Origin of the sequence: Tsukamurella pseudospumae, from assembly GCF_001575205.1 — a bacterium.
GTDB lineage: Bacteria > Actinomycetota > Actinomycetes > Mycobacteriales > Mycobacteriaceae > Tsukamurella > Tsukamurella pseudospumae.
Genome location: NZ_LSRE01000034.1, coordinates 39,342 through 64,318, shown reverse-complemented (window position 1 = coordinate 64,318; position 24,977 = coordinate 39,342). Strand labels below are relative to the sequence as shown.

Sequence of the window (24,977 nt, the reverse complement as noted above, 5' to 3'; positions counted from 1 at the left end):
TTAGAGCACCCCCGCTTGGGTCAGTAGCGCTGCGAGCCGGTCGCGCTGTTCACCGGTGGGCGGCACCTGCGGCAGGCGCGGTACCCCCATATCAAGGCCCTGCAGGGCCAGTGCCGCCTTCGAGAAGGTCACGCCGCCGAGGCCGGCCATGGCCTCGTAGACGGGCCCGAGGGAGGCGTTGATGTCTCTGGCGCGGGCGTTGTCGCCCGCGTAATAGGCGTCGCGCATCGCGCGCAGCTGCGGCGCGACGACGTGCCCGATGACGGAGACGAAGCCCAGCGCGCCCACCGACAGCCAGGGCAGGTTCAGCGGGTCGTCGCCGGAGAGGAACTGGAGGTCGGTCTCGGCGATGAGCCGCGCGCCGGCGCCGAGGTCGCCCTTCGCGTCCTTCACGCCGATGATGTTCTTGTGCTCCGACAGCTTCCGCAGCGTGTCGGTCTCGATCTGCACGACCGAGCGCGGCGGAATGTCGTAGAGCAGCACGGGCAGGTCGGTCGCGTCGGCCACCGTCGTGAAGTGCGCGAGCAGGCCGGCCTGCGGCGGACGGGAGTAGTACGGGGTGACCACGAGGAGTCCGTGCGCGCCGGCCTCGGCGGCGTCGCGCGCGAAAACGGCGGACTCGTCGGTGTCGTACGTGCCGACGCCCGCGGTGATCTTCACCCGGTCGCCGACGGCCTCGATGACCGCCTTGAGGAACTGGATCTTCTCCCACGGCTGCGTGGTGGGCGACTCGCCGGTGGTGCCCGCGACGATCAGTCCGTCGCAGCCCTGATCGGCCAGGTGCGACGCCAGCTTCTGCCCTGCTTCGAGGTCGAGCGTGCCGTCGGCCTTGAACGGGGTCACCATCGCCACGGAGATCGTGCCGAACGGGGTGGTGGGCGGTGTCGCACTCATAAGTGTCAAGGCTACCCACCCGACTACGGAAAGCTGCTATTGGCTAGTGGTTGCGCCGGTAGGTCAGGTGCCGGTAGCGCAGTCCCGACGATGACTCGCTCCACCCCGGCTCGTCGTCGAGCGCGAATCCCTCCGGGACCGACGGTGCCGTCGTGTCACCCTCGATCGCGGCGTCGACCTCGGTGACGGCCAGGACGTCAGCGAGAGGCAGTGCGGCGGTGTAGATCTCGCCGCCGCCGATGACCCACACGTCGCCGTCCGGGAGGGTGAGATCGTGCTGGACCACCGCACCGTCGGCCTGCCAGGACCGGTCCCGAGTGACGACGATGTTGGTGCGGCCCGGGAGGGGCCGGAACCGCGGCGGGAGCGAGTCCCACGTGCGGCGCCCCATGAGGACCGTGGCGCCCGCGGTGGTCTCGCGGAAGAACTTCATGTCCTCCGGGATGTGCCACGGGATCCCGCCGTCCGCGCCGATCACTCCCCCGCGTGCCTGTGCCCAGATGAGGCCGATCATCTACACGGCCACCGGGGCTTTGATGGCGGGGTGGTGCACGTAGTCGTGGACGGTGATGTCGCCGTACTCGTAGTCGAAGATGCTGGGCCGCTCGGCGAGTTCGAGCCGCGGGTACGGGTACGGGTCGCGGCTCAGCTGCTCGGTGACCTGCTCGACGTGGTTGTCGTAGATGTGGCAGTCACCACCGGTCCAGACGAAGTCACCCGGCTCGAGGCCGACCTGCGCGGCGACCATGTGGGTGAGCAGCGCGTAGCTGGCGATGTTGAAGGGCACGCCGAGGAACAGGTCGGCGCTGCGCTGGTAGAGCTGGCAGCTGAGCTTCCCGTCGGCCGCGTAGAACTGGAAGAACGCGTGGCACGGTGGCAGCGCCATGTTCTCGATCTCCGCGACGTTCCACGCGGAGACGATGTTGCGCCGGCTGGACGGGTTGGTACGGAGCGTCTCGATCGCGGTGCTGATCTGGTCGATGTGGCGGCCGTCCGGCGTGGGCCAGCTGCGCCACTGCACGCCGTAGACGGGGCCGAGTTCGCCCTCCGGCGAGGCCCACTCGTCCCAGATGGTGACGCCGTTGTCCTGGAGCCACTGCACGTTCGAATCGCCGCGCAGGAACCACAGCAGCTCGTACGCGATGGACTTCATGTGCACCCGCTTGGTGGTGATGAGCGGGAAACCCTGCGACAGGTCGTACCGGAGCTGGCGACCGAACACGCTGCGCGTCCCGGTGCCGGTGCGGTCCGGGCGGTGCGTGCCGTTCTCCATCACGTCGCGGAGCAGGTCTTCATAGGGCGTCGCGATCACAACGTCAGTCTAGAGGCGACCCCTGACACGTTCGTTCACGGCGCGGCCAGCCGCCCGATCACCCACCCCGCGACCTGGGGACTCGACCGCAGCGACCCATGGTCGACGGCGGGCGCGGCGGGGAACGCATCCTCGTAGAACACGTTCGTCACACCGGGTTCTTCGATGAACGAACACGTGCCCGCCGGGGTCGCGACCACATCGCGCTTCGTCGCCATCACCGAGTACCGCACACCGGGCTGAGCGAGCACACCGTCGAAGATCGCGTCGAAAACGGGTGATCCCGGAGCGAGCTGCAGCGGTCCCGCCGCGGACGGCATCAGACGGGCGAGCAACGCCGGCACTGCGGGCACCGCCCGGAACAGGGGGAACGGCGACGTCGGCAGTCCCATGGATTCCGCGAAACCCCGCCCGTCACAGTGTGAGGTCTCGGGTGCGAGGAACACTGCGTCGGCGACCTTCGGCGCACCGTGCTCCACCTTGAGGAAGTGATTCGCCACAACACTGCCCGCCGAATGCGCGACGATCGCCACCTGCTGGGCGCCGGTACGGACGAGCACCAGGTCGACGAACGCGTTCAGGTCCCGGCCGGCAGTCGGCACATCCGCCGCCCAGCGATTTCCGTCCGAGCCGCGAACCTGGAACACCAGCGTGCAATACCCAGCACCTCGCAGCGCATCCGTCGTGGTGCGCCACTGCGCGTCGGTCTGGTCGACGGTGCCGTCGCCTCCCGGCAGCACGACGACGGGGTGCGGACGTTCCGGCGTCGCACGACAGTCGATCGGCGGCACAACGGCGTCGCCCGCCTTCGCAACGGGCGGGCCGAGGAACCACACGACGCCCAGCGCACCGACCACGATGACAACTATCACCAGTACACCGATACCGAGCACCTTCAGGAGTCGGCGAAGCAACCGCAGCACCCCGTGCATGACACCACCGCCCGGACCGCGCTGAGGAGCTGAAGCGGCACGACCTTGGTCCGGCGATGAGTCGACCACCACTCAACCCTAACGCGGTCGTCGTCCCGCGAGCACGACATCGCCTTCGGTGCGATCACGCTGACCGCGTTCCGTGTCGGCATCGAACTGGCCGATACCTCCGAACGCGCTGCCGCACGGTCCGCGAAACTCGCGCGGACCATCGTCAGCACCGACAGCGCGGCACGATTCGGCGACTCCCCGGGGTCGACTCGCAGAATCCCGAGTAACGATGTCTCGCAGCATCGACGCCTGCGACTACGCCGCCTGGTTCGGGGCGGTGGATCGGTGGACATGCCCTGTCGGGGTTCGGGTTTCGACGGTGTGCCGCCCGGACGGGTCGTCAACGGTTGCGCTGCGCCAGCCGGGTGCTTCCTTGGCGTAGTTGCACGCCGCGCACAGGCCCTGCCCGTTCTCGAAACTCGTCGCTCCGCCTTTCGCGTGCGGGGTGACGTGGTCGGTGTGCGCGATCGGTGCGTCGCAGTACGGGGTGCGGCAGTACCGATCCCGCACCCGGATGACCTCCGCCAGCCCGTCGGGGAAGAGCCGCTGCCGCGAGTCCATCGCCACCACCGCCCCGGTCTCAGGCGCTATGAACAAGCGGCGCACCCAGGCGACGCCCTTGGCGGTGGCCTTCCCGATGAGGTTGCGGGCGATCTCCACGGGCATGATCCCGCCACCGTCGAGATGCGCGGTGCCGGGCTGATCGCCCAGCAGTACCTCCGCCGAGACGGTGAGGTTGACGGCGACCGGCTGGCCGTCGGCGGCGTCGCGGCCAGTGAGGCGGGCGAACGCGGTGTCGGCCATGAGCTGCGGCCGGGTCCGTAGTTCCTGATCGTGACCCACATGAGTGTCGGCGTGCTTGCGCAGCGCGGCGTAGGCGCCGACGGCCTGCGCCATCGGCAGCAACAGCGATAGCCGGGCCATGCCCTCCGGCTGCGGCCGCAGAGTGACCTTTCGGTCCTTCTCCGCCGCCGCATTCCGGTCCACCGTGGCCTGCGCATCCAAGCGGTAAGCGACCTGCTCAACCTTCGCCGCCAGCTGCTTCAATCCCAACCCGGCCAGCACCGCTGGATCCGCGCACAGCTCGACATCGGCCTGCTGACGCTCGGAGATGTCCAAATGCGACAGGCCGGCCAGCAGCGCCGGTATCGCTTCCGGGGAGAGGTCCCCGTCGTAGAGGCGGGCGCGGGTGTGCGGCATGTACTTCTCCAACTCCACCGCCCGCGCCAGCACCCGGCTGGCGGTGTTCGGAGAGATGTGCAAGGCGAGCGCGACCTCACCGGCGACGCCCTGCTGCCACCGATCCTGCGGCACGCCCGCCGCGACCCGCTCGCAGACCCGTTGCCGGAGCAGGTCCGCGGCGAGCGCGTACTGTTCGACCGCCAACCGGCACCGCTGGATTTCACTCGAACGCAACCGGTCCACCACTTCCGCACCCACGGCACCGTCGGGAGGTGGGTCTTCCTCTACCGCAATGTTTTCGTCCATACCAGGACGCTACCCGGACCCACTGACAAGTTTTCGAGGTGAAATCCCACATCGAATATACGAACTACCTGTTGTCATACTGACATGAGCTGCGCGGCGACGGTGGCACCGAGATTCCAGCACGCCTCGAGGTCCGCCTTCGTGGGCTTCCCCGACACCACGACGTGCGGCGTCACCTTCTCCCACCCGAGCCCGGCGGTGATGGAGTCGACGGCGCGCACGGCACCCTCGCCGCCCTCGTTCGCATGCAGGTACAGCCCGAACGGCCGGCCGCGGGTGGCGTCGAGGCACGGGTAGTAGATCGTGTCGAAGGCGTGCTTGAGCGCGCCCGAGATGTATCCGAGGTTCGCGGGTGTGCCGAGGACGAACCCGTCGGCGGCGAGCACGTCCGACGCGGTCACCGACAGCGCGGCTCGCCGCACCACCTCCACACCCTCGATCTCGGGATCGGTGGACCCGGCGATCACCGCCTCGAACATCTCCTGGCAGTGCGGAGACGGCGTGTGATGCACGATCAGGAGCCGGCGCTGCGTATCCATCAGGACCGTCCCGCGAACGCGAGCAGGCGATCGGCAGGCGCATCGGAAGCAGCCACACCCGCCGCAGCGAACATGCCGTGTGCCCGCAGGTCCTCGATGACGGTCGCGCCCTCCTCGAGGAGGTACTCGGTGACGGTGGCGGACGGTGCCCACGGCAGCGACAGCCCCACGCAGAGGTCCCGGGTGTGGAGGGCCAGCTCCATGATCCGCATCGTCAGGAGGTCCCGGCCCGGTCGGGGCCCGGCCCGGTGATCGACCGTCGCGTCGAGATCGGCCGCATCGAGACCCACGCGGAACAGCCTTTCGTAGCGCCAGAACTCGCCGATCGGGTCGGTTCCGACGTAGTCGTTCTCGCGCGTGGTCGCGGTGTCCGCAGCGCTCGCACCATCGAGCAGCATCGCGTACCGGTGCCCACCGCCCACCACGTGATCGATCAGCTCGCGGTTGTCCCACCCGTCGCAACCGCTCGGTCGATCCAGCGATTCGCCCGCAGCGGCCACCGTGCCCGCCCAGTACGCCTCGGCGTCGGTCAGCACGTCCACCGCGGCCATCAGCGCGACTTCTTCTCCAGCGAGACGGCCTTGGTCATCCAGTCCCGCGCCCGGGACCGGTCGCCGGCGTAGTCGTAGGCGCGGGCCAGCCGGTAGGTGTTCACCCAGGAGTCGGGATCGGCCTCGTACTCCGCCTTGACCTCGGCGAACAGCGCGTCCGCGGCGTCCCGTTGGACCCGGCCGGACGGCATCTTCGGCAGGTCCGAGACGTCCAGGTCGCGCCCCAAAGCCTTCGCCGACGCCGCCAGCCTCTGGTGCGCGTAGCCGTTGCGCAGCACGGACCACAGAATCCACAGGCCCATCACGCCGACGAGCACCATGCCGATCGCGAGACCGATGTTCACCGCGCCGCCGCGGCCGGCGATCATCGACGCCCACACGCCGATCAGCCCGATGTACAGGAGCATCGCGACCGCGAGGAACCCGATGACCAGGAGCTGCCCCAGGTTGCCGCGCTCGCGCTGTGTCATGCCACTCACAGATCCATGAACGGCTCGATGCCCACCGTGAGGCCGGGCCGCGTCGAGATGCCGCGCACCCCCAGCAGTACCCCGGGGACGAACGAGCTGCGGTCGAGCGAGTCGTGCCGGATGGTCAGGGTCTCGCCCTGGGTGCCCAGCAGGACCTCCTGGTGGGCGACGAGGCCCGCGACGCGCACGGAGTGCACCCGGACACCGTCGACCCGGGCGCCGCGCGCGCGGTCGAACTCGGCCGAGGTGGCGTCGGGCATCTTGCCGCGACCGGCCTCCTCGCGGGCCTCGGCGATCAGCTCGGCGGTGCGGCTGGCGGTGCCGGACGGCGCGTCGGCCTTGTGCGGGTGGTGCAGCTCGATGATCTCGACGGAGTCGAAGTACTTCGCGGCCTGCGCGGCGAAGCGCATGCACAGGACGGCGCCGATGGCGAAGTTCGGGGCGATCAGCACGCCCACCTCGGGCTTCTCGGCGAGCCACTCGCGCACGGTGTCGAGGCGGTCGTCCGTGAAACCGGTGGTGCCGACCACGGCGTGGATCCCGTTGTCGATGAGGAACTTCAGGTTGTCCATCACCGCATCGGGGTGGGTGAAGTCGATCACGACCTGCGTGTTCGAGTCGAGGAGGCCGGTGAGCATGTCACCCGCGTCCACCGCCGCACTCAGCGACAGATCGTCGGCCGCCTCCACCGCGTCGACCATCGCGCGGCCGACCTTGCCACCGGACCCCAACACACCCACGTTCAGCATGCGCCCGACGATACCCTGGGCCGGTGACCGCCCGACCAGACGTTCCCGACGCGTGGATCGACCGCCTCGCCGGCATCCTCGAGGCCTTCCCCGAGTGCGTCGCCGACCGTGCCTGGGTGGGCACGCGCTGGCGCGTCCGCGGTTCGACGGTGGCCCACGTCTTCGGCGGGGAGGACCAGCTGTTCCGCCTGATCTTCCGCGCGGAACCGGGCGAGGTCCCGGCGTTCGAGAACCTCGGGGACCCGTACTTCCGGGTGAACTGGGGCGAGAGCACCGTCGGGATCCTCGTCGACGAGGCCACCGACTGGGACGAGGTCGCCGAGCTCCTCACCGACTCCTACTGCGTGCAGGCTCCCGCGGCCCTCGCGGAACTCGTCGAGCGCCCGCCCGTGGCCGGGTCCTAGGGTTGCGCGCATGGACGTGACCATCCGCACGTGGAACGAGGGTGCCACCGGTGAGCCCTGCTTCGATCGCTCCGACCACGCGGAGGTCGTCACCGCGGAGGACGCGCTGACGCGGAAGTCCGGCCTGACCTGGGTGGACGTGCTGGACCCGACGGAGGCGCAGTTCGCGCCGCTGGCCTCGGCGCTGCACCTGGACAAGCTGGCGGTGGAGGACGCGCTCACCGTGCACGAGCGCCCGAAGTCGCTGCGTTACGGCGAGATCCTGTTCGTCACCGCCTACACGGTCACGGAGGACGGCTCGACGAGCCGCATCTCGATGTTCCTGTTCGCGCACGGCGTGCTCACCGTCCGGCTGGGCCCCGGCTTCGACGTCGAGGGCGTCGCCGATGCCATTGCCGAGAACGCCGACCTGCTCCGCTTCGGCCCGCACGCCCTGGAGCTCATGTTGCTCGACGCCGTGGTCGACGGGTACACCGCGCGCATCACCGCGGTCGACGAGAAACTCGACGACGTGGAGTCGATCCTGTTCGACAACCGCTCCAGCGACCGCGTCTCGCAGGTCGCCTTCGAGTTGCACAAGAACGTGGGTGAGCTGCGCAGGATCGTGCTGCCGATGCGCGACGTGGTGGGCTCGCTGCTGCGCCGCGTGTCCGCGGCGACGGAGAAGCACGACCTGCTCCCCTACGCCGAGGACGTCTACGACCACACGATGCGCGCCGCGGACTGGACCGAGGGCCTGCGCGACGCGGTGGAATCGGTGCGCTCGACCAATCTCGCGCTCGTCGACAACCAGCTCAACACGGTGATGAAGAAGCTCACCAGTTGGGCGGCGATCATCGCCGTCCCCACGGCGATCACCGGCTACTTCGGCCAGAACGTCCCGTACCCCGGGTTCGGCAAGGAGTGGGGCTTCTGGCTCAGCCTGCTCGTGATGGCGGCGATCGCCGGCGGCCTCTACGTGGCGTTCAAGAAGCGCCGCTGGCTCTGAGCGCCGCCCGCTCGCCGAGCGGGACGGCGATGACGCGCCTACTCTCGGAGGATGACCGGATCGTCCGATTCGCGCTCGCGGTGGCACCCGCTCGCGCTGGTGATCTCGCTCGCCGCGGTCGCGGTGGTCGCGCTGCTGGGCGGCCTGGCTTCCGCGGACGCAGCCGACGAGTACGCCCGTCTGGCCCAGCCGCCGTGGGCCCCGCCCAGCGGGCTCTTCGGCCCCGCGTGGGGTCTGTTGTACCTGCTGATGGCGATCGCCGCGTGGCTGGTCTGGCGACGGAACCCGTCCTGGAACAGCCGGGCGATCCAGCTCTACGCCGTGCAGCTGCTGGTGAACCTCGCGTGGACGCCGCTGTTCTTCGCACTGGAGCTGCGCGCCGTCGCGCTCGGGGTGATCGTCCTGCTCGACGTGCTGGTGATCGCGACCATCGCCGCGTTCAGCGCGGTCCGGCGCATCGCCGCGCTGCTACTGGTCCCCTACCTGGGCTGGATCCTGTTCGCCACGGCGCTCAACTACTCGATCGTCATGCTCAACTCCTGACCCGCCGCGGGGCCACCAGTTCGCCGTGCCCGCGATCCGCATGAAGGCCGGCAACAGCACCAGCCGCACGAGCGTGGCGTCCAGCAGCACCGCGATCGCGAGCCCCACCCCGAGCATCCGCATGAACGAGACCTCCGACAGGCCGATCGCCGCGAACACCACGGCCATGAGCAGCGCCGCCGCGGTCACCACCCGGGCCGTGCTCGCGATGCCGCGGGCCGCGGCCTCGTCGTTCGCCTCCCGGTCCCGGCCGGGCGCCGCCCGCCACTCCTCCCGGATCCGCGAGAGCAGGAAGACCTCGTAGTCCATCGACAGCCCGAAGGCGATGCAGAACATCAGCACCGGCATGTCCGCGATGAGGTGCCCGGTCACCGTCGTCCCGAGCCCGCCCAGGTGCCCCTCCTGGAAGATCCACACCATCGCGCCGAAGGTCGCCGACAGCGACAACACGTTGAGCACCAGCGCCTTCAGCGGCAGCAGTACGCTTCCGGTGAGCAGGAACAGCAGGATGAGGGTCGTGACCGCGATCGCCCCCAGCACCCGCGGCGCCGCTCCGAGGATCGAGTCCACGGCGTCCCGGTCGGCCTGCGCCGCACCGGCGAACAGCGTCGCCCCCGGCGCGGGCACGGCGCGCAGCGCGTCGAGTTCCGCGCTCCCCTCCCCCGACCGCGGGTCGTGCTCGCCGGCCACCGTCATCAGCACCCGACCGCCGGACCGGGAGGTCGGGTCGCCGTCGGCGATGCGTTCGCCGCGCAGCCACGTCCCGTCCGGCCCGACGACGGGGCCGGTGATCCTGGACAGCTCCCGGGCGTAGTCCTCCAGTCCCGACGGTGCGCCCTCCACCAGGACGAGCACGTCGGCGGTCGGGTTGGGGCGGAAGGCCGTTCGCAGCTCGTCGCCCACCCGGTGCGACGATGCCGCGGTCGGCAGCGCGCGGTCGTCCGGGTAGCCGAGCTTCGCGCCGAGGAAGGGCGCGCCGAGCGCGAGCAGCGCCACCACGACGGCGATCGCGAGCGGGACGGCGCGGCGTTGCACGGCGCGAACCATGCCGTACCACCGGGATTCGTCGGTCGGCCGCGGCCCGCCACCGACCCGGAGGCGGTCGATCCGATCCCCCAGCAGAGTCAGGATCGCCGGTGTCACCAGCAGCGTGGCGCCGGCGGTGAACGCGACGACGACGATGCCCGCATAGGCGAAGGACCGCAGGAAGTACATGGGGAAGAGCACCATCGCGGCGAGGCTCAGCCCGACCGTCACGGCCGAGAAGACGACGGTGCGCCCCGCCGTCGCCATCGCGACGACGAGCGCCTCCTCGCGGCCCCGCTCGGGCACCTCCTCGCGGTAGCGGCTCACCACGAGCAGCGTGTAGTCGATGGCCAGCGCGAGGCTCATCGCGGTGATGAGGTTGAGCGCGAACACGGAGACGTCGGTGGCCTCGGCCACGAGCCGCAGCAGCCCGGAGGTGGCGATGATCGCCGCGACGCCGACCACCACCGGCACCGCCGCGGCGACCAGGCCGCCGAAGGCCCAGACCAGCACGAGGAAGGTGAGCGGGAGCGCGATGAGCTCGGCGCGCACCAGATCCCGCCCCGACTGCTCGTTGATCTGCACGTAGGTCATCGCCTCGCCGCCAGTCTCGACGCGCACCCCGTCGGGTGGGCGCGGCAGGGAGTCGACGATCTCCCGCGCGTGGTTCGGCGCCTCGCCGGTGCCGCCGGCGATGCTCGCCACCACCAGGCCGGTGCGCCGGTCGCCGGAGGTCAATCGCGCCGCCGCGGCGGGGTCGGACCACGCGGACACGGCGGACTGGACCGCGGGCGTGGCCCGCAGCCGTTCGGTCAGGGCGCGGCCGTACTCGGCGGCCGCGGCATCGGAGGCCTCCGCGTCGCTGCGCACGGAGAGGACCAGCGAGGACCCGCCGCGGTGGAAGTCGTCCGCCAGGATCTGCTGGGCGCGGGCGGATTCGGCGCGCGGGTCGGTACTGCCACCGCTCTTGAGCGCCCCGCCGACGCCGGCCCCGAGAGCACCCAGGACGACGAGCAGGAGCACCGCCGCGCCGAGCACGGTGCGGGGCCGCGCAGCGACCCACCGGCTCAGGCGCGCGATCACAGCGCCGCGAGGAACGAGCGGACCTCGTCGAGGCACCCCGCCCGCCGCATCCGTTCGTCCTCGAAGAGCACGAGGAAGTCGGCCATCTCGAAGTCCGGATCGTACGAGGGCATCCCGCACACGACGCCGCCGTAGCGGACGGCGATCCGGATGGTGGGCGGCACCAGGTCCTCGTCGGTGCCCTCGGGCCGCGGCAGCTCGGCGAGCGGCACCCCGTCGACGGCGACCGGCCGGATCGGAGTGGCACGGACGTCGCCGTCGGCGAGCGCGTGGTTGTCGGCGAGGAAGCCGAGCGCGGCGCGGACCAGCGCGGCGCGGGGGTGCACCCCGTCCTCCATCCGGACGGACATGCAGCCCATGGCGAACCGGAACCCGGCGCGCTCGTAGAACGCCAGCAGCGCGATCCGCAGGAGCACCGAGACCACGCCGCCACGATGATCCGCGGCGATGGTCGCTCGGCCCCACTCGGCCACGTCGTCGGCCATCGCCGCGAACGCGGGGCTCAGCTCGAACATGCTGGTCGTGAACACCTCCCGCTCGCCGCGCGGCGCGGGCAGGATGATCCGGTAGCAGCCGACGATCTCGTCCGTGGGGTCGTGCCGCACGAGCAGATGCGCGCTGTAGTCGTCGAACCGGTCCACATCGATCAGTCTGCCCAGGCGCTCGCTGAACACGGCGCCCGGCAAAGGCGCGCCCAGCTCGGTGGAGAACGCGTCGTACCGCAGGGCCTGCGCGCGTTCGACATCGCGCGGGTCCTGCGCCACGAACACGGTGAAGGGGGTGCGATCGGTGGCGCGGAACAACACGGTGCCCGCGACCGAGGTCTCCCGAGACGTCATGGCGCTTCCTCCCGATCCAGCGCGCGGGCGATCTCGCCCGCGCGGACGGCGACATTCGACAGCAGTGTGGTCCCCAGACCATGGCCCGGGAGGTCGGCGCCCTGCACGTAGAGCCCGGGGACCTCGCGGCCGTCGATCACCGCGCGGTGCGAGCGCGCCACCCGGACCTCGGCGCCGGGCGGCGCGATCCCGCTCAGCCCACTGAGGCCGCCGGGCTCGAAACCGGTGGCGCACACCACGGCGTCGAACACGGTGGTGCTGCTCTCCCCGGTGGTGACGCGCCGCAGGGTGACCTCGACGCCTCGCGGGCCGGTCCGCGCGGCGCGCACCTCGGTGGTCCGGTGCACCCGCAGGCGCCGGGGCCCGGTGACCGCCTCGCGGTACCAGCGGTCGTACAGCTCGTGCGTCAGCGCGTGCTCGACCGCCGCGTAGTTGGTGTTGCCGTGCCGGCGCAGCAGCTCGGTGCGGACCTCGTCCGGCGCGGCGTCGAACTCGTCGACCACGCCGGGGTCGAAGACCTGGTTCACGAACGGGCTCTCGTCCACCGCGGCCAGCCCGAAGCCGTGGAAGGCGAGGTCGACCGCCGCGCCGGCGTCGTGCAGGTGGATCGCGACCTCGGCCGCGGACTGTCCCCCGCCGACCACGAGGATCCGCGCGGCGGGCAGCCCGCCGGGGAGTTCGCGGGCGAGGTCGTCGAGCCGCGGCAGCAGATCGATGTTGTGCAGGATCCGGTCCGTATCCGTCTGCGCCCGGGCCCATTCGGGCAGTACCGGGCGCAGGCCGCGCGCGACGACCACCGACCGGGCCCGAGTGGTGCGCTCCACGCCGTCGGGGCCGCGGTGCCGGACGGCGAATCGCGCACCGTCGGCGCTCTCGGACAGGTCGGTCACCTCCTGCCCGTAGGCCACCAGCCCGGTGAACGACGATGCCGCCCAGGCGAGGTAGTCGGCGAACTCGGCCCGCTCGGGGGTCAGGACGGCACGATTGACGAAGTCCACGAGCCGGCCGCGCGCGCCGAGGTAGGCGACGAAGGAGAACGGGCTCGTCTGGTTCCGCAGTGTCACGAGGTCCTTGAGGAACGCGATCTGCATCGAGGTCCCGGGCAGCAGCATGCCCGGGTGCCACGCGAACTCGCGCCGGCGCTCGAGAAACCGGACCGTGCGCCCGGGGACCGCGGTCTCGCCGAACGCTATCGCCAGGGCGAGATTCGCCGGGCCGAACCCGACGCCGAGCACGTCGACGCGACCCCCATCGACATCCGCCCCTGGTCTGGAACGCATCGTGAACTCTCGTCGCCGGTGCGGACGCGCCTGTCGTCGACCGCCTGGACGGATAGTACTCCCGGAAAGATCACGTACACCGTTTTAAACAGCCATGGTTACAACGGGTGTTGCCGATTTACGCGGGCGGCTCCAGAGGCAGGCGCGGGTTGTGCAAGTGCGCGACGAGGCCGGTCCACCCGGTCTGGTGGGTCGCGCCCAGTCCCTCGCCGGTGTCTCCGTCGAAGTACTCGTAGAAGGTCGGGTGCTCCGACCACAGCGGGTTGTCGCTGCCCTCGATCCGCGCGGCGTCGGCCGGGCGGCGCGCGCCGGCACCGTCGGGCCGCGAGACCGGGCGGAACAGCCCGACGAGGCCCTCGTCGATGACGTCCGCGGCCTCCTCCAGCGTGCACAGGTTGTCGGAGCCCGTGGGGATGGCGATGGTGAAGTCGTCGCCGAAGTGCCGGCCGTAGGTACGGAGCTTGTCGGCGAGCAGCACGTTCACCGGGAACCACACGGGGCCACGCCAATTGGAGTTGCCGCCGAACATGCCCGTCGTGGACTCGCCGGGCTCGTACTGGATCGAGACGGTGTTGCCCTCGACGTCCTCCGTCACCTGCTGCTCCGCCTTCGACAGCGACCGGATGCCGTAGGGCGCCAGGAACTCCGCGGGGTCGAACATCCGCTCCAGGACGCGGCGCAGCCGCTCGGGACCGACCAGCGAGAGCAGCATGCGGCCCCCTCCGTCGGCGTCGCTGCCGGAGAGCACGGGCTCGACCAACTCGGGGCGGCGCGAGCGCAGCCAGTTCAGTCGGGCGGTCACATCGGGGCACTTCTCGGCGACCCAGGCGGGCACGTCCGTGGCGCCGAGCAGGGGCAGCAGGCCCACCATCGACCGCACGCGCATCGGCTGGGCGCTGCCGTCGGGCCGCACCAGGACGTCGTAGAAGAAGCCGTCCTCGTCGTCCCACAGTGACAGGCTGTGCGAGCCGAAGTTGTAGGTGGCCTTGGAGATCTGGAGGAAGTGCTCGAGGAACTTGGTCGCGCAGTCCTGCCACACCGGGTCGTGCCGGCTCAACTCGATGGCGATCTTGAACATCTGCTGGCAGTAGAAGGCCATCCAGCTCGTGGCGTCGGACTGCTCGAGCCGGTAGCCGGGCGGCAGCGGCGCCGAGCGGTTGAAGAAGCCGATGTTGTCCATCCCGAGGAATCCGCCCTCGAAGACCCCGGCATCGTCGGAACCCTTGCGGTTGACCCACCACGAGAAGTTGAGCAGCAGCTTGGTGAACACGCGGATCAGGAAGTCCTGGTCGCGCCAGCCGTCCAGCCGGTAGACGTGCCACGCCGCCCACGCGTGCACCGGCGGGTTGACGTCGCCGAACTCCCATTCGTAGGCGGGGAGCTGCCCGTTCGGATGCATCGCCCACTCGCGGCACATGAGCACGAGCTGCTCCTTGGCGAACTCCGGGTCCACCCGGGCCAAGGGGATGCAGTGGAAGGCCAGGTCCCACGCCGCGAACCACGGGTACTCCCACTCGTCGGGCATGGAGATCACGTCGGCCAGGGAGAAGTGCTTCCAGGTGGTGTTCCGGCGGCCCGGATCCGCGCGCTCGCGGGGAGCGGGGTCCACGTCGGGGTCGCCCTCGAGCCAGGACTCCACGTCGTAGCGGTAGAGCTGCTTGTTCCACAGCATCCCCGCGTAGGCGCGCCGCGCCACCGTCCGGTCCGCGTCCGGCACGTCCTCGTGGATGACGGTGCCGTAGAACTCGTCCGCCTCCTCGCGGCGGTCGCGGAACACCGCGTCGAAGCCCGGTCCGAAGGTGTCGAGCGACGGGGCGGGATGCGAGAGCCGCAGCCGGACGGTGACGCTCTCCCCCGCCGGCACCGACGCGAACCGGAACCAGAACGCGGCCTTGGTGCCGCGCCCCTCGGGGTTCACCGCCGATTCGTCGCCGTTCACGACCCGTCGGCCGATCCCGTCCTTCGGGTAGGGCGAGGCGTTCGCGGCGCTGCCGAACAGCGCGACCGCATCGGTCTCGTTGTCGCAGAACAGGACCTCCGGAGATCCCTCCGCGGACAGGTGGTACTCGCCGAGCCACTCGTGACACACCCGCACGGCCTGCAGGCCGCCCGCGCCGAGCTCGGGGCCGTCGAGCCGAGTGATCGCGCCGCGACGACCGTCGTGGCCCCACGTCCACGTGTTCCGGAGCCACACCTGCGGCAGCAGGTCCAGCGGCGCGGGCGAGGGCCCGTTGTTCACCGCCTCGATCTCCACGCAGACATCGTCCGGCGCGGCCTTGGCGTAGCGCACGTGCACGTCGAAGAACCGGTTGTCGGCGAGCACGCCGGTATCGGCGAGCTCGTACTCGCGCCCTGTGCGGTCGCGGGCGGCGTTCGCGTCACGCAGCTGCTGGTAGGGGTACTCCGCCTGCGGGTACCGGTACATCCAGTGCATCCAGCTGTGGGTCGGCGTCCCGTCCACGGGCCACCAGTACTCCTTGACGTCCTCGCCGTGATTGCCCTGCTCGTTGGTCAGACCGAACAGGCGCTCCTTGAGGATCGGGTCGTTGTGGTTCCACAGCGCCACCGAGAGATTGAGGAACCCGTAACGGTCGCAGATGCCCCCGAGTCCGTCCTCGCCCCAGCGGTAGGCCCGACGGTGCGCCTGCTCGAACCCGAAGCTCCCCCAGGCGTCCCCGTTGCCGCTGTAGTCCTCGCGGACCGTGCCCCACTGCCGGCCGGACAGGTACGGGCCCCACAGGCGCCACGCACCGTCGGGGCCGGGGCTCTCGGCGAGGCGGCGGTGTTCGGCGGTCGTCTCGGTGTGCTCCACCCGAGAATCTTCCTACACGCGGCGCGGTCGGGGGGCGGGCACCCGGTTTCGACGGTCCGCGGCATTCCCGCAGCGCAGCAGTGGTACACCCGCGACTACCGGAGCGCGGAGACCGCCTGCGCCCGCATCGCCCAGTAGAGGATCTCCGTGGCGTCCTCCTCGGCGCGCACCTGCAGTTCCCCGGACCCGACGGTGCGCAGCGCGTCGCCCTCGGCGAGCCGGTCACCGTCGACAGCGCTCGGGCCCGCGACGACGATCGCGCCGGTGACGACGAACAGGTGGCCGTAGGGCGCCGCCGGGAGGGTCACGGCTTCGCCCGCGCCGAGGCGCGCGGCGTAGAGGGCCGCGGCGTCGTTGCGGATCGCCACCGCCGGCTCGTCGCCGGGAACGCCGGAGGCCACGAGCACGGCACCGCGGCCGTCGAGGGGCACGTCGGCGGTGCGGTACTCGGGCTCGCCGCCGAGCTCGTCCGGCGGGAGCCACATCTGGATCACCCGCGCGACGGTGCGCGTGGCGCGCGGGTTCTGCTCCCGGTGGTTCACGCCGGTGCCGGCGCTCATGGCCTGCACCTGGCCCGCGCGCACCAGGCCCGTCGACCCCGACGAGTCGTCGTGGTGCACCTCGCCCGCGATCACCCAGGTCACGATCTCGGCGTCGCGGTGGAAGTGCCGGTCGACGCCCGACCCGGGGTCGATGAGGTCGTCGTTGTGCACCAGCAGCTGGCCGTGGGCGTTCTCGCCCAGGTCGAAGTTCCCGGTGAAAGGCATCGACTGCCGCGTGTACAGCCCCTCGCCCTCCCAATGGGTCCGATCCGCGGCCCGGACGATCCTGCTCTCGCTCACGGGATCAGCGTAGGCCGGGGCGCACCGTCAGACTCCTGTGGGCAGGCCCGCTCCGGACGGCGAGACGAGGATCTTCACCGCGGTCTCGTTGTGGTGCAGGAGCGTGCCGTAGCCGACCGAGACGAGCTGGTCCAGGCCGATCCTCCCGGTGATGAACGGCGCCAGGTCGACGGTGCCGCTCTCGACCAGGGCGATCGTCTCGGCGTGGTTGTTGACGTACGCGATGGTGCCGCGCATGTCGATCTCCTTGAGCACCAGCTTCTGCATGTCGACGGTGCCCGGATGCCCCCAGATCGAGACGACGACCAGCACGGCCTGCGGGCGCAGTGCGTCGAACAGAGTGTCCAGCGCGGGCTGCACCGAGGTGCACTCGAAGCCGACGTCGGCGCCGCGACCGCCGGTCAGCCCTCGCACGGAGGCGACGACGTCGACGCGCGTCGGGTCGAAGACGTGGTCCGCCACGCCGGTCTCGGCGGCCCGCTCGCGACGCAGGGAACTGGGCTCGCTGATCGCGACCGTGAGGCCGCGGGCCTTGCACACAGCGGCGGTGAGGAGGCCGATGGGACCCGCGCCGGTGATGAGCGCGAAGGCCCCCGCGCCGGCGCCGGAGCGCTGCAGCGCGTGGTAGCCGACGGCGAGCGGCTCGATGAGCGCCGCCTGGTCCAGGGGGACGTCGTTGGAGATCCGGTGCACCCAGCGCCGCTGCACCACGATCTTCTCCGAGAGCCCGCCGCCGCGGCCGCCGAGGCCGATGAAGTTCATGTTCGGCGAGAGGTGGTAGTCGCGGCTCGCCGGGCCGGTGTCGACGCCGTCGGCGATGATGTACGGCTCGACCACGACGTGATCGCCCACGGCCAGGTCGTCGACGCCCGCACCCACAGCGGCGACGACGCCGGACATCTCGTGGCCGATGGTCAGCGGCGCCGCTTCGCCGCTCACCGGGTTCGGATGGCCGTGCGGCGGCACGAAGATCGGCCCGTCGACGTACTCGTGCAGGTCCGTCCCGCAGATGCCGCACCAGGCGACGTCGATCGCGACGGTGCCGGGCGCGAGTTCGGGTTCGGGCACGTCCTCGATCCGAACGTCGTTGCGGTCGTAGTAGCGCGCTGCACGCATGGGGACACCTCCGGGTCGGGACCTGTGATCCGTCCCACAGTCGCCGCACGGGTTCGCCCCGTCGATCGTTGCAGCGGGTTGCACCGCTCCGACGATGCAGGACCCCGGCTAGAGCGGAGCCGAGCCGCGGACGTGCTCGAACACGAGCGAGGTATTGGTGCCCGCGACCTCCTCGCGGGCGCTGAGATACTCGACGAGGTGCCGCAGGTCCTCGGTGTCGATCGCCGCGATATGCAGCAGGTAGTCATCCCCACCGGCCAGGAAGTACGCGTCGATCACGGGTGGCAGGTCGATCACCGACTCCACGAACTGGCGGATCCGGTGCCGCGCGGTGGACCGCAGCGTGACCGCGATCATCGCGCGCAGGGGCCGGCCGACCGCTGCGGGATCCACGTCGGCGAAGAACCCGCGGATCACGCCGGCGTCCGTCAGGCGCCGCACGCGGGTGTGCACTGTCGACGGGGCGAGCCCCACCTCCTCCGCCAACGCGGCGTTCGAGACGCGGCCGTCGCGCTGCAGCACCAGGAGGATGCGCCGGTCGGCGTCGTCGAGCAACGGGCGATGATCGTTCGTCGGCGCGGGTCGATACGCCGACTTCGCAGAACCTCCGGCAGTCATATCGGGATTCTACAGAATCTTCTTCCGAGTGCTTGATCGAATATCGACGTTTCTTCACACTATGTGACACAAGCCACCGCCGAACAGGAGCACACGATGCGCGTCGGAATCCCCACCGAGATCAAGAACAACGAGTACCGCGTCGCGATGACGCCCGGCGGCGTCGCCGAGCTCACCCGCCGTGGCCACGACGTCCTCATCGAGGACGGTGCCGGTGTCGGTTCCGCGATCAGCAACGACGACCTCGTCGCCGCCGGCGCCCGCATCGTCCCCACCGCCGACGAGGTGTGGGCCGAGGCCGACCTGCTGCTCAAGGTGAAGGAGCCGATCGAGGCCGAGTACGGCCGCATGCGCGCCGACCAGACGATCTTCACCTACCTCCACCTCGCCGCCTCGCGGCCGTGCACCGACGCCCTGCTCGCGTCGAAGACCACGTCGATCGCCTACGAGACGGTCCAGCTCGAGGACGGCTCGCTCCCCCTTCTCGCCCCGATGTCCGAGGTCGCGGGCCGCCTCGCCCCGCAGGTCGGCAGCTACCACCTCATGCGTTCCAAGGGCGGCCGCGGCGTGCTCATGGGCGGCGTCCCCGGAACCGCGCCCGCGAAGGTGACGGTGATCGGCGGCGGCGTGTCCGGCATCAACGCCGCGCAGATCGCCGCGGGCATGGGCGCGGACGTCACGGTCTTCGACCTCGACGTGCGCAAGATGCGCGCCGTGAACGCGCAGTTCGGCGGCCGCGTGCACACCAGCTACTCGACCTCCCTCGCCCTCGAGGAGGCGATCGTCGAGTCCGACCTGGTGATCGGCGCCGTCCTCATCCCCGGCGCCGCCGCGCCGAAGCTCGTCTCGACCGAGCTCGTGCACCGCATGCGCCCCGGCGCCGTGCTGGTCGACATCGCCATCGACCAGGGCGGCTGCTTCGCCGACTCGCGCCCCACCACGCACGACGATCCGACCTTCACCGTGGGCGAGACCGTCTTCTACTGCGTCGCGAACATGCCCGGCGCCGTGCCGCGCACGTCGACCTTCGCGCTCACCGGTGCGACACTGCCGTACGTCCTGCGCATCGCCGACCAGGGCTGGCAGGGTGCCTGCGCCGCCGACCCCGCGCTCGCCGCCGGCCTGTCCACCCACGACGGCGTGCTGCTCAACGCCAGCGTCGGTGCCGCCCTGGACATCCCGTCGAAGACGCCGGAGTCCGTCCTGGTCTGATCGTCACCACTCGCCCGCGTCGAGGTACTGGGCGAGGTTGGCCATGCGCCGCTGCACCGCGGCCACCTCGCGCACGCACTGCTCGAGGAGGCCGCGGTCCAGCGACGACAGCCTCCGGATCGACACGACATCGCTCGGGGGGCGGTCCGCCGCCATCTGCCCGACCTGGTGCTCCATCCGGATCCGCTCCAGGACGGAGAAGGCCTCCCGCAGCACCTCGGCCGAATCGTCCGGCAGGACCGGCGAATCCGCGCCGGCGGCGAGCCGGTTGCGGGTCTGCAGCTTCGTCGACCCCCGGCTCAGCGCCGCCCACCGGGCGATGTTGACGACCGGGACCAGCGCGTGCGCCTTGATGTCGAAGGTGCCGCCCCGCAGGGAGATCACATCACGCACCGAGCGCAGTCGCGCCTTCGCCGTGAGCGCCTCCCGCAGCATCAGGATGAAGGCCCGAGGATGCTCCGAAAGATGCTGGTACACACCGGCCACCGGCTGCAGCGTCAGGTCGCCCCAGACGGGGCGGCCGTCGACCAGCAGCGACGCCATCATCATGGCGTTGTTCGACAGCGGGGCGTCGATCCACTCGCTCGCGGCGTACAGCCACTCGGACTCCGTCCGGCAGAACCGCGGCTTGGCGGCCGTCGCACCATTGGTGTCCGACGGTATGCCGCACTCCTCCAGGCGCGCATGGACCGCGGCCGCGAGGGCGAGCGCGGCGGACCGTCGGACCTCGATCTCCTCCGCCGAGGCACCGGGAACGTCCTTGAGGATGATCGCACTGTCGACGTCCGAGCTGGGCACCACCTCGCGGCGCGACACACTCCCCAGCGACAGCCACGTGAAATCCCCCTCCTTCAGCTCGGGATGGACGGGCAGCTCGAGTTCGATGCAGCGGCGCACCATGCCCTCGATCGCGACGGCGGCGACGCCCGAGATGTGCCGCACCGGCGCCTGCTGCCCCCACAGCACGGGGAAGATCGAGCGGATCGTCGCGCCGATCTCCGGCAGCTCGGACGCCGCCGCACGCTCGATCCGGCGCTGCAGCGCGAAGGTGGACGTGGTGGGCACGGTGAGGAAATCGACGTCCTGCACCACGCCCATGACGGCGGCCTGCTCGTCGAGCACGGCCATGTAGTGCATCTTGCGGTCGAGCATCTCGATGAGCACGTCGGACGACAACGCGGCCTCGGGCACGGCCGCCAGCGGAGCGGTCATCACCGCGGAGACGGGATCGGTCACCGGCCGCCCCATCGAGATCACCCGGGCCCGCAGATCGTGGTCGGTGAGGATGCCCAGCGGCTCGCGCGCGGCGTTCTCCACCACGATGTAGCCGGACCTCGCCTCCGTCATCGTGGTGGCGGCCTCCTGGATCGTGACCGTGGGCGGACACGTGATCGGCGCGCGGCGCACGATCTGCCCCGCGGTGCGCTCGCGGACCTCGTCGGCCGCGAGCGGCGTGACCGGTCGCGCCAGTTCCGTCGCGAGGAAGGCGGCGCCCGCGGGGGTCGAGAACATGTCGGCCACGGCCCACGCCGGAAGGCGCAGCAGCGTCACGTCGGTCAGCGCCACCGCGCGGGGACCGCCCTTCGCGCCGACCAGGATCACCACGTACCCGAACACGCCTCCGGGACCGACCACCTCGTCGACGTCGCCGGGTTCGGTGGCCGCCTTGGCCGGGAAGTTCCACACACCGACCCGGCCGGCCAGGACGACGAAGGCGTGCTCGGGAGACGCGGACAGACCGTCGAGGATCGTGGTGCCCTCGCCGAACTCCCGAACCGACGATTCCGCAGCCAGACGGGCGCGGACATCGTCGGGCAGGCCGTCGAAGGGCGGGTGGCCGGACAGGAAGGTGAACAGCTCCCCCAGGTCCGAGAAGTCGGTCATGGACCTATGTTTACACGCCCGCACCGATCGACATCCGCAAGTCATCTCTCAGTAACGCGTCCACGGAAGCGTTGCGAGGTCTACATTCCCATCCAGCGCACAACCCACACGCGCCCCAGCACGTTGAGGAGAACGATTCACCCATGACTCAACCCGCCAGTAAGTTCGCGGCCGAGCAGGAGGGCTACAAGCAGACCCTCGGCAGGCGACACGTGCAGATGATCGCCATCGGTGGCGCCATCGGCACGGGCCTGTTCCTCGGCTCGGCCAGCCGGCTGCACAGCACCGGCCCCGCCCTGCTGTTCAGCTACGCCTTCGTCGGCGTCATCGCCTTCTTCCTCATGCGCGCCCTGGGCGAACTGGTGCTCTATCGCCAGAGCTCGGGCGCCTTCGTCTCCTACGCCCGCGAGTTCTTCGGCGAGGCCGCCGCATTCGCCGCCGGATGGCTGTACTGGGTGTTCTGGGCGCTCACCGGCGTCGCCGAGCTCTCGGCCGTCGCGCTGTACGTGCGCAAGTGGTGGGACCTGCCGCAGGGCGTGTCCGTGATCATCGCGCTCGCCGTGGTCCTGGTGATCAACCTGCTCTCGGCGCGCGCCTTCGGCGAGTTCGAGTTCTGGGCCTCGGTGCTCAAGGTCGGCGCCATCGTGATCTTCCTCGTCGTCGGCGTCGTCATGGTGGTCGGCCAGATCAAGATCGGCGACGAGGGCCACCGCGCGGGCATCTCCAACCTGTGGAAGAACCCCGGTGGATTCTGGCCGACCGACGGCACCTTCGGTTGGCTCGGACCGATCGTCGTGATGTCCGGCGTCGTCTTCGCGTACGCCGCCATCGAAATGGTCGGCATCGCCGCCGGCGAGATGCAGAACCCGCAGCGCGAGGTCCCCAAGGCGGTCAACTCCGTCATCCTGCGTATCGGCGTGTTCTACTGCGGCTCGATCTTCCTGCTCGTGTGCATGCTCCCGACCTCCGAGTTCGATGCCGCCGGCCACACCTCGCCGTTCGTGACCGTCTTCGAGAAGATGGGCATCGGCTGGATGGCCACCCTGATCAACGCGGTCCTCATCGTGGCCGCCATGAGCTCGCTCAACGCAGGCCTCTACACCACCGGCCGCATGCTGCGCAGTCTCTCCGCCAGCCGCGAGGCGCCGAAGATGTTCATGCAGATGAGCAAGTCCGGCGTGCCCGCCAACGGCATCCTCGTGACGTCGATCTTCTACGTCTTCGGCGCCGTCCTCAACGTGCTCGTGCCCGGCAAGGCCTTCGACATCGCCCTGGAGGCCTCCGCCATCGCCGTGGTGGGCGTGTGGTCGCTGATCTTCCTGTGCCACATCCGCTACCGGCGCCTCTCCGACGCGGGCATCGTCACCAAGAGCCCCTTCCGCGCCCCGCTCGCCCCGTTCATGAGCTACGTCGGCCTCGCCTTCCTGCTGCTCGTCCTGGTCGGCATGGCGTACTCGGGCTGGAAGGGCGCGCCCGAGTTCTGGGACAAGACCAACTTCATCGTGGTCGTCGTCGGCATCCCGGTCTTCGTCGTCGTCCTCGTGGTCGGCTGGTTCGCGGTCAAGCCCGCGGTCATCGAGCACACGGGTGGCGACCTCGCCGCGGCGTGGTCGCTCGACGACGCGCCCAACGTGGACATCGACAAGAAGTAACCGCCCGGAACCCGCAGACGCCCGCCGGTCCCCCGGCGGGCGTCTCGCATTCACCGGGGGTTCACGGGCCGTCGTTAGGGTGCCGCCATGACCATCGGCTCCCGTCTCCTCCCCCGGCTCTGCGCGCTCGCGGCGGCCACCGTCGTCGCCCTCGGCGGGGGCGTACTGACCGCGCCCGTCCAGGCGGCACCGTCGAACTCCTTCGACCTGCAGGCGCACCGCGGCGGCCGTGGCGAGCACACCGAGGAGTCGCTGTACGGCTTCGCCCGCGCGCTGGAACTCGGCGTCACCACTCTCGAACTCGACATCGTGCTCACGAAGGATCAGGTGCCGCTGATCTGGCACGACCCGACGATCCAGGCAGACAAGTGCGCCGACACCGCACCAGCGACGCCCGGCGACACGCAGTTCCCGTACGTGGGCAAGACGATCCACGACCTGAGCTACGCGCAGGTACAGACGCTCGTGTGCGCGAAGAAGCTGGCGGGCTTCCCCGACGCGAAGGTCGTCGACGGCAACCGGATCGCGACGCTGCCTCAGCTCTTCGACCTGGCCGCGCAGTACAAGGGCAACGCCGTGCGATTCAACATCGAGACCAAGATCGAGGCCGAGGCGCGGTCGAAATCCGCCGAGCCCGCCGCGTTCGTCACGCAGATCCTCGGCGCCGCGCGCCGCGCCGGCGTGCTCGACCGCATCGAGATCCAGAGCTTCGACTGGCGCTCCCTGCCGCTGGTCCGGGCACAGGCACCGTCGGTCCCGCTGGTAGCGCTCTACGACGCCACGACGTGGAAGCCCCGCTCGGCCTGGCTGGGCCCGGTCACCTTCGAGCAGTTCGACGGTGACGTGGTCCGGGCCGCGAAGTCGGCCGGGTTCGACGTCCTCTCGCCCGATGCCGACCTGTCCGATGCGAAGACGGTGACCGCCGCCCACGCCGCGGGCCTGAAGGTGATCCCCTGGACGGTCAACGAGCCGGCCGCGATGCGGACGCAGCTCGCGCTCGGCGTGGACGGCATCATCACCGACTACCCGACGCGCCTGCGGGGCGTCCTGGCCGCGGAGGGCAAGCCACTGCCCCGCGCGTACGCGCGGTAGTCACGACGACGAACGGCGGCCCACCGGTGATCCGGTGGGCCCCCGTTCGCGTGGGATCCGTCAGGCGACGTACGTCGCGACCGCGGTGCCGACGATGCCGGTGATCGCGACGTTGACGCTGCCCTTGCCGGGCTTGACGATGAAGGTGCCGTCGTACTCCGAGCGAGCGGTGCCGGTGGCGCCGGTGGTGGCGTTCTCCCACACGAGGAGGCGGTCCGACAGGTCGATGCCCTTGATCGACTCGCACCGCTCCTTGGGCAGCGGCGACGGCGGGATGCCGATCACCCCGAGCTCGTGGCGCGCGATGACGCAGTTGGTGCGGATCACCAGGTTGCCGGCGTCGTCGTAGTCGCCGACCCACGTGACCGTGGCGTTCGGGGCGTCGGTCCGGATGGACGTGCCACCGGTGACGGTGCCGCGGAAGACGACGGAACCGGAGGCGTTGGCCGCCGCCGGGACGAAGGTGATCGCGGCGCCGGCAACGGCGGCAGCGGCGATCGCGCGACGGGCGAACGAGTTCATGGGCAGTCCTCTGGTCGTGACGAGTCGATTTTGACTTCGCAAAGTCTATAACGATGTCAAAACGAGGCAAAACCGCGT

General features: G+C 70.4%; 24 protein-coding genes. 6 read left to right on the top strand and 18 right to left on the bottom strand.

Annotation, left to right across the window (positions count from 1 at the left end):
- The 9 genes from dapA to dapB all read right to left on the bottom strand — a co-directional run bounded on the left by dapA (window position 1) and on the right by dapB (window position 6,986).
- Entirely contained in the window at window positions 1-894 is an 894-nt protein-coding gene (dapA, locus tag AXK61_RS16730) for a 4-hydroxy-tetrahydrodipicolinate synthase (protein WP_068570556.1), read from the bottom strand.
- 43 nt (window positions 895-937) lie between these two features.
- Window positions 938-1,408, bottom strand: a complete 471-nt coding sequence (locus AXK61_RS16725) for a dihydrofolate reductase (protein ID WP_068746408.1) — start codon at window positions 1,406-1,408, stop codon at window positions 938-940.
- Window positions 1,409-2,206: a thymidylate synthase gene (locus tag AXK61_RS16720; protein WP_414930006.1), complete on the bottom strand. Its 798-nt coding sequence runs from the start codon at window positions 2,204-2,206 to the stop codon at window positions 1,409-1,411.
- A gap of 35 nt (window positions 2,207-2,241) precedes the next feature.
- The gene (locus AXK61_RS16715; protein ID WP_156485718.1) at window positions 2,242-3,129 is read right to left on the bottom strand and encodes an esterase/lipase family protein; all 888 of its coding nucleotides are present in this window, start codon (window positions 3,127-3,129) and stop codon (window positions 2,242-2,244) included.
- A gap of 315 nt (window positions 3,130-3,444) precedes the next feature.
- Complete coding sequence (locus AXK61_RS16710; RefSeq protein WP_082789400.1) at window positions 3,445-4,677, bottom strand: HNH endonuclease; 1,233 nt, start codon at window positions 4,675-4,677, stop codon at window positions 3,445-3,447.
- Between the two features lie 74 nt (window positions 4,678-4,751).
- A complete protein-coding gene (locus AXK61_RS16705; protein ID WP_068570561.1) occupies window positions 4,752-5,216 on the bottom strand; it encodes a flavodoxin family protein in 465 nt (154 codons plus the stop codon).
- A complete protein-coding gene (locus tag AXK61_RS16700; RefSeq protein ID WP_068746405.1) occupies window positions 5,216-5,767 on the bottom strand; it encodes a maleylpyruvate isomerase N-terminal domain-containing protein in 552 nt (183 codons plus the stop codon). Before AXK61_RS16700 ends, AXK61_RS16705 begins: the two co-directional genes overlap by 1 nt.
- Window positions 5,767-6,237, bottom strand: a complete 471-nt coding sequence (locus AXK61_RS16695; RefSeq protein ID WP_068570563.1) for a hypothetical protein — start codon at window positions 6,235-6,237, stop codon at window positions 5,767-5,769. The genes AXK61_RS16700 and AXK61_RS16695 overlap by 1 nt, the downstream gene beginning before the upstream one ends.
- A 5-nt stretch (window positions 6,238-6,242) precedes the next feature.
- On the bottom strand, window positions 6,243-6,986 hold the full coding sequence (dapB, locus tag AXK61_RS16690) for a 4-hydroxy-tetrahydrodipicolinate reductase (protein ID WP_068570564.1): 744 nt from the start codon (window positions 6,984-6,986) through the stop codon (window positions 6,243-6,245).
- A gap of 23 nt (window positions 6,987-7,009) precedes the next feature.
- On the opposite strand from dapB, the gene AXK61_RS16685 reads away from it, so the two are divergent.
- The 3 genes from AXK61_RS16685 to AXK61_RS16675 are packed head-to-tail and all read left to right on the top strand — an operon-like array spanning window position 7,010 to window position 8,921.
- Window positions 7,010-7,390, top strand: a complete 381-nt coding sequence (locus AXK61_RS16685; protein ID WP_068570565.1) for an MmcQ/YjbR family DNA-binding protein — start codon at window positions 7,010-7,012, stop codon at window positions 7,388-7,390.
- Window positions 7,391-7,400: 10 nt separating this feature from the next.
- Complete coding sequence (locus tag AXK61_RS16680; RefSeq protein WP_068570566.1) at window positions 7,401-8,378, top strand: magnesium transporter CorA family protein; 978 nt, start codon at window positions 7,401-7,403, stop codon at window positions 8,376-8,378.
- A gap of 51 nt (window positions 8,379-8,429) precedes the next feature.
- A complete protein-coding gene (locus AXK61_RS16675) occupies window positions 8,430-8,921 on the top strand; it encodes a TspO/MBR family protein (protein WP_068746404.1) in 492 nt (163 codons plus the stop codon).
- Here the strand turns inward: AXK61_RS16675 and AXK61_RS16670 are convergent.
- The 7 genes from AXK61_RS16670 to AXK61_RS16640 form a co-directional block, all read right to left on the bottom strand.
- On the bottom strand, window positions 8,847-11,030 hold the full coding sequence (locus tag AXK61_RS16670) for an MMPL family transporter (protein WP_082789399.1): 2,184 nt from the start codon (window positions 11,028-11,030) through the stop codon (window positions 8,847-8,849). The genes AXK61_RS16675 and AXK61_RS16670 overlap by 75 nt on opposite strands.
- Entirely contained in the window at window positions 11,027-11,869 is an 843-nt protein-coding gene (locus AXK61_RS16665) for a GNAT family N-acetyltransferase (RefSeq protein WP_082789398.1), read from the bottom strand. Before AXK61_RS16665 ends, AXK61_RS16670 begins: the two co-directional genes overlap by 4 nt.
- Window positions 11,866-13,149, bottom strand: coding sequence for a lysine N(6)-hydroxylase/L-ornithine N(5)-oxygenase family protein (locus AXK61_RS16660; RefSeq protein WP_068746403.1), 1,284 nt, complete (start codon window positions 13,147-13,149; stop codon window positions 11,866-11,868). Before AXK61_RS16660 ends, AXK61_RS16665 begins: the two co-directional genes overlap by 4 nt.
- Window positions 13,150-13,267: 118 nt before the next feature.
- On the bottom strand, window positions 13,268-15,961 hold the full coding sequence (locus AXK61_RS16655) for an MGH1-like glycoside hydrolase domain-containing protein (protein WP_068570570.1): 2,694 nt from the start codon (window positions 15,959-15,961) through the stop codon (window positions 13,268-13,270).
- Window positions 15,962-16,056: 95 nt separating this feature from the next.
- On the bottom strand, window positions 16,057-16,803 hold the full coding sequence (locus AXK61_RS16650) for a pirin family protein (RefSeq protein ID WP_068570571.1): 747 nt from the start codon (window positions 16,801-16,803) through the stop codon (window positions 16,057-16,059).
- 27 nt (window positions 16,804-16,830) lie between these two features.
- Complete coding sequence (locus tag AXK61_RS16645; RefSeq protein ID WP_068746402.1) at window positions 16,831-17,919, bottom strand: 2,3-butanediol dehydrogenase; 1,089 nt, start codon at window positions 17,917-17,919, stop codon at window positions 16,831-16,833.
- Window positions 17,920-18,027: 108 nt separating this feature from the next.
- Window positions 18,028-18,537 (bottom strand): Lrp/AsnC family transcriptional regulator, encoded by a 510-nt coding sequence (locus AXK61_RS16640; protein ID WP_068570573.1) that lies wholly within the window; start codon window positions 18,535-18,537, stop codon window positions 18,028-18,030.
- 96 nt (window positions 18,538-18,633) lie between these two features.
- Here AXK61_RS16640 and ald point away from each other — a divergent pair, with 96 nt between their 5' ends.
- A complete protein-coding gene (gene ald / locus AXK61_RS16635) occupies window positions 18,634-19,749 on the top strand; it encodes an alanine dehydrogenase (RefSeq protein ID WP_068746490.1) in 1,116 nt (371 codons plus the stop codon).
- A 3-nt stretch (window positions 19,750-19,752) separates the two neighbouring features.
- Here the strand turns inward: ald and AXK61_RS16630 are convergent, their stop codons facing one another.
- On the bottom strand, window positions 19,753-21,633 hold the full coding sequence (locus AXK61_RS16630) for a putative nucleotidyltransferase substrate binding domain-containing protein (protein WP_068570574.1): 1,881 nt from the start codon (window positions 21,631-21,633) through the stop codon (window positions 19,753-19,755).
- Between the two features lie 143 nt (window positions 21,634-21,776).
- On the opposite strand from AXK61_RS16630, the gene AXK61_RS16625 reads away from it, so the two are divergent.
- Both AXK61_RS16625 and AXK61_RS16620 read left to right on the top strand, forming a co-directional pair.
- Entirely contained in the window at window positions 21,777-23,285 is a 1,509-nt protein-coding gene (locus AXK61_RS16625; RefSeq protein WP_068570575.1) for an amino acid permease, read from the top strand.
- Window positions 23,286-23,372: 87 nt separating this feature from the next.
- Window positions 23,373-24,377, top strand: coding sequence for a glycerophosphodiester phosphodiesterase (locus AXK61_RS16620; RefSeq protein ID WP_068746401.1), 1,005 nt, complete (start codon window positions 23,373-23,375; stop codon window positions 24,375-24,377).
- Window positions 24,378-24,437: 60 nt separating this feature from the next.
- Here AXK61_RS16620 and AXK61_RS16615 read toward each other — a convergent pair whose 3' ends face one another.
- A complete protein-coding gene (locus AXK61_RS16615; protein WP_068570576.1) occupies window positions 24,438-24,899 on the bottom strand; it encodes a hypothetical protein in 462 nt (153 codons plus the stop codon).
- Between the last annotated feature and the right edge of the window lie 78 nt (window positions 24,900-24,977).

Bases quoted from the DNA above. Each gene is read 5' to 3' on its own strand.
- AXK61_RS16645 (WP_068746402.1), bottom strand. From the start codon at position 17,919: ATGCGTGCAGCGCGCTACTACGACCGCAACGACGTTCGGATCGAGGAC.
- AXK61_RS16700 (WP_068746405.1), bottom strand. From the start codon at position 5,767: ATGGCCGCGGTGGACGTGCTGACCGACGCCGAGGCGTACTGGGCGGGC.
- AXK61_RS16620 (WP_068746401.1), top strand. From the start codon at position 23,373: ATGACCATCGGCTCCCGTCTCCTCCCCCGGCTCTGCGCGCTCGCGGCG.
- AXK61_RS16665 (WP_082789398.1), bottom strand. From the start codon at position 11,869: ATGACGTCTCGGGAGACCTCGGTCGCGGGCACCGTGTTGTTCCGCGCC.
- AXK61_RS16680 (WP_068570566.1), top strand. From the start codon at position 7,401: ATGGACGTGACCATCCGCACGTGGAACGAGGGTGCCACCGGTGAGCCC.
- AXK61_RS16705 (WP_068570561.1), bottom strand. From the start codon at position 5,216: ATGGATACGCAGCGCCGGCTCCTGATCGTGCATCACACGCCGTCTCCG.
- AXK61_RS16660 (WP_068746403.1), bottom strand. From the start codon at position 13,149: ATGCGTTCCAGACCAGGGGCGGATGTCGATGGGGGTCGCGTCGACGTG.
- dapB (WP_068570564.1), bottom strand. From the start codon at position 6,986: ATGCTGAACGTGGGTGTGTTGGGGTCCGGTGGCAAGGTCGGCCGCGCG.
- AXK61_RS16625 (WP_068570575.1), top strand. From the start codon at position 21,777: ATGACTCAACCCGCCAGTAAGTTCGCGGCCGAGCAGGAGGGCTACAAG.
- AXK61_RS16725 (WP_068746408.1), bottom strand. From the start codon at position 1,408: ATGATCGGCCTCATCTGGGCACAGGCACGCGGGGGAGTGATCGGCGCG.
- AXK61_RS16615 (WP_068570576.1), bottom strand. From the start codon at position 24,899: ATGAACTCGTTCGCCCGTCGCGCGATCGCCGCTGCCGCCGTTGCCGGC.
- AXK61_RS16675 (WP_068746404.1), top strand. From the start codon at position 8,430: ATGACCGGATCGTCCGATTCGCGCTCGCGGTGGCACCCGCTCGCGCTG.
- AXK61_RS16630 (WP_068570574.1), bottom strand. From the start codon at position 21,633: ATGACCGACTTCTCGGACCTGGGGGAGCTGTTCACCTTCCTGTCCGGC.
- AXK61_RS16640 (WP_068570573.1), bottom strand. From the start codon at position 18,537: ATGACTGCCGGAGGTTCTGCGAAGTCGGCGTATCGACCCGCGCCGACG.
- AXK61_RS16710 (WP_082789400.1), bottom strand. From the start codon at position 4,677: ATGGACGAAAACATTGCGGTAGAGGAAGACCCACCTCCCGACGGTGCC.
- dapA (WP_068570556.1), bottom strand. From the start codon at position 894: ATGAGTGCGACACCGCCCACCACCCCGTTCGGCACGATCTCCGTGGCG.
- AXK61_RS16695 (WP_068570563.1), bottom strand. From the start codon at position 6,237: ATGACACAGCGCGAGCGCGGCAACCTGGGGCAGCTCCTGGTCATCGGG.
- ald (WP_068746490.1), top strand. From the start codon at position 18,634: ATGCGCGTCGGAATCCCCACCGAGATCAAGAACAACGAGTACCGCGTC.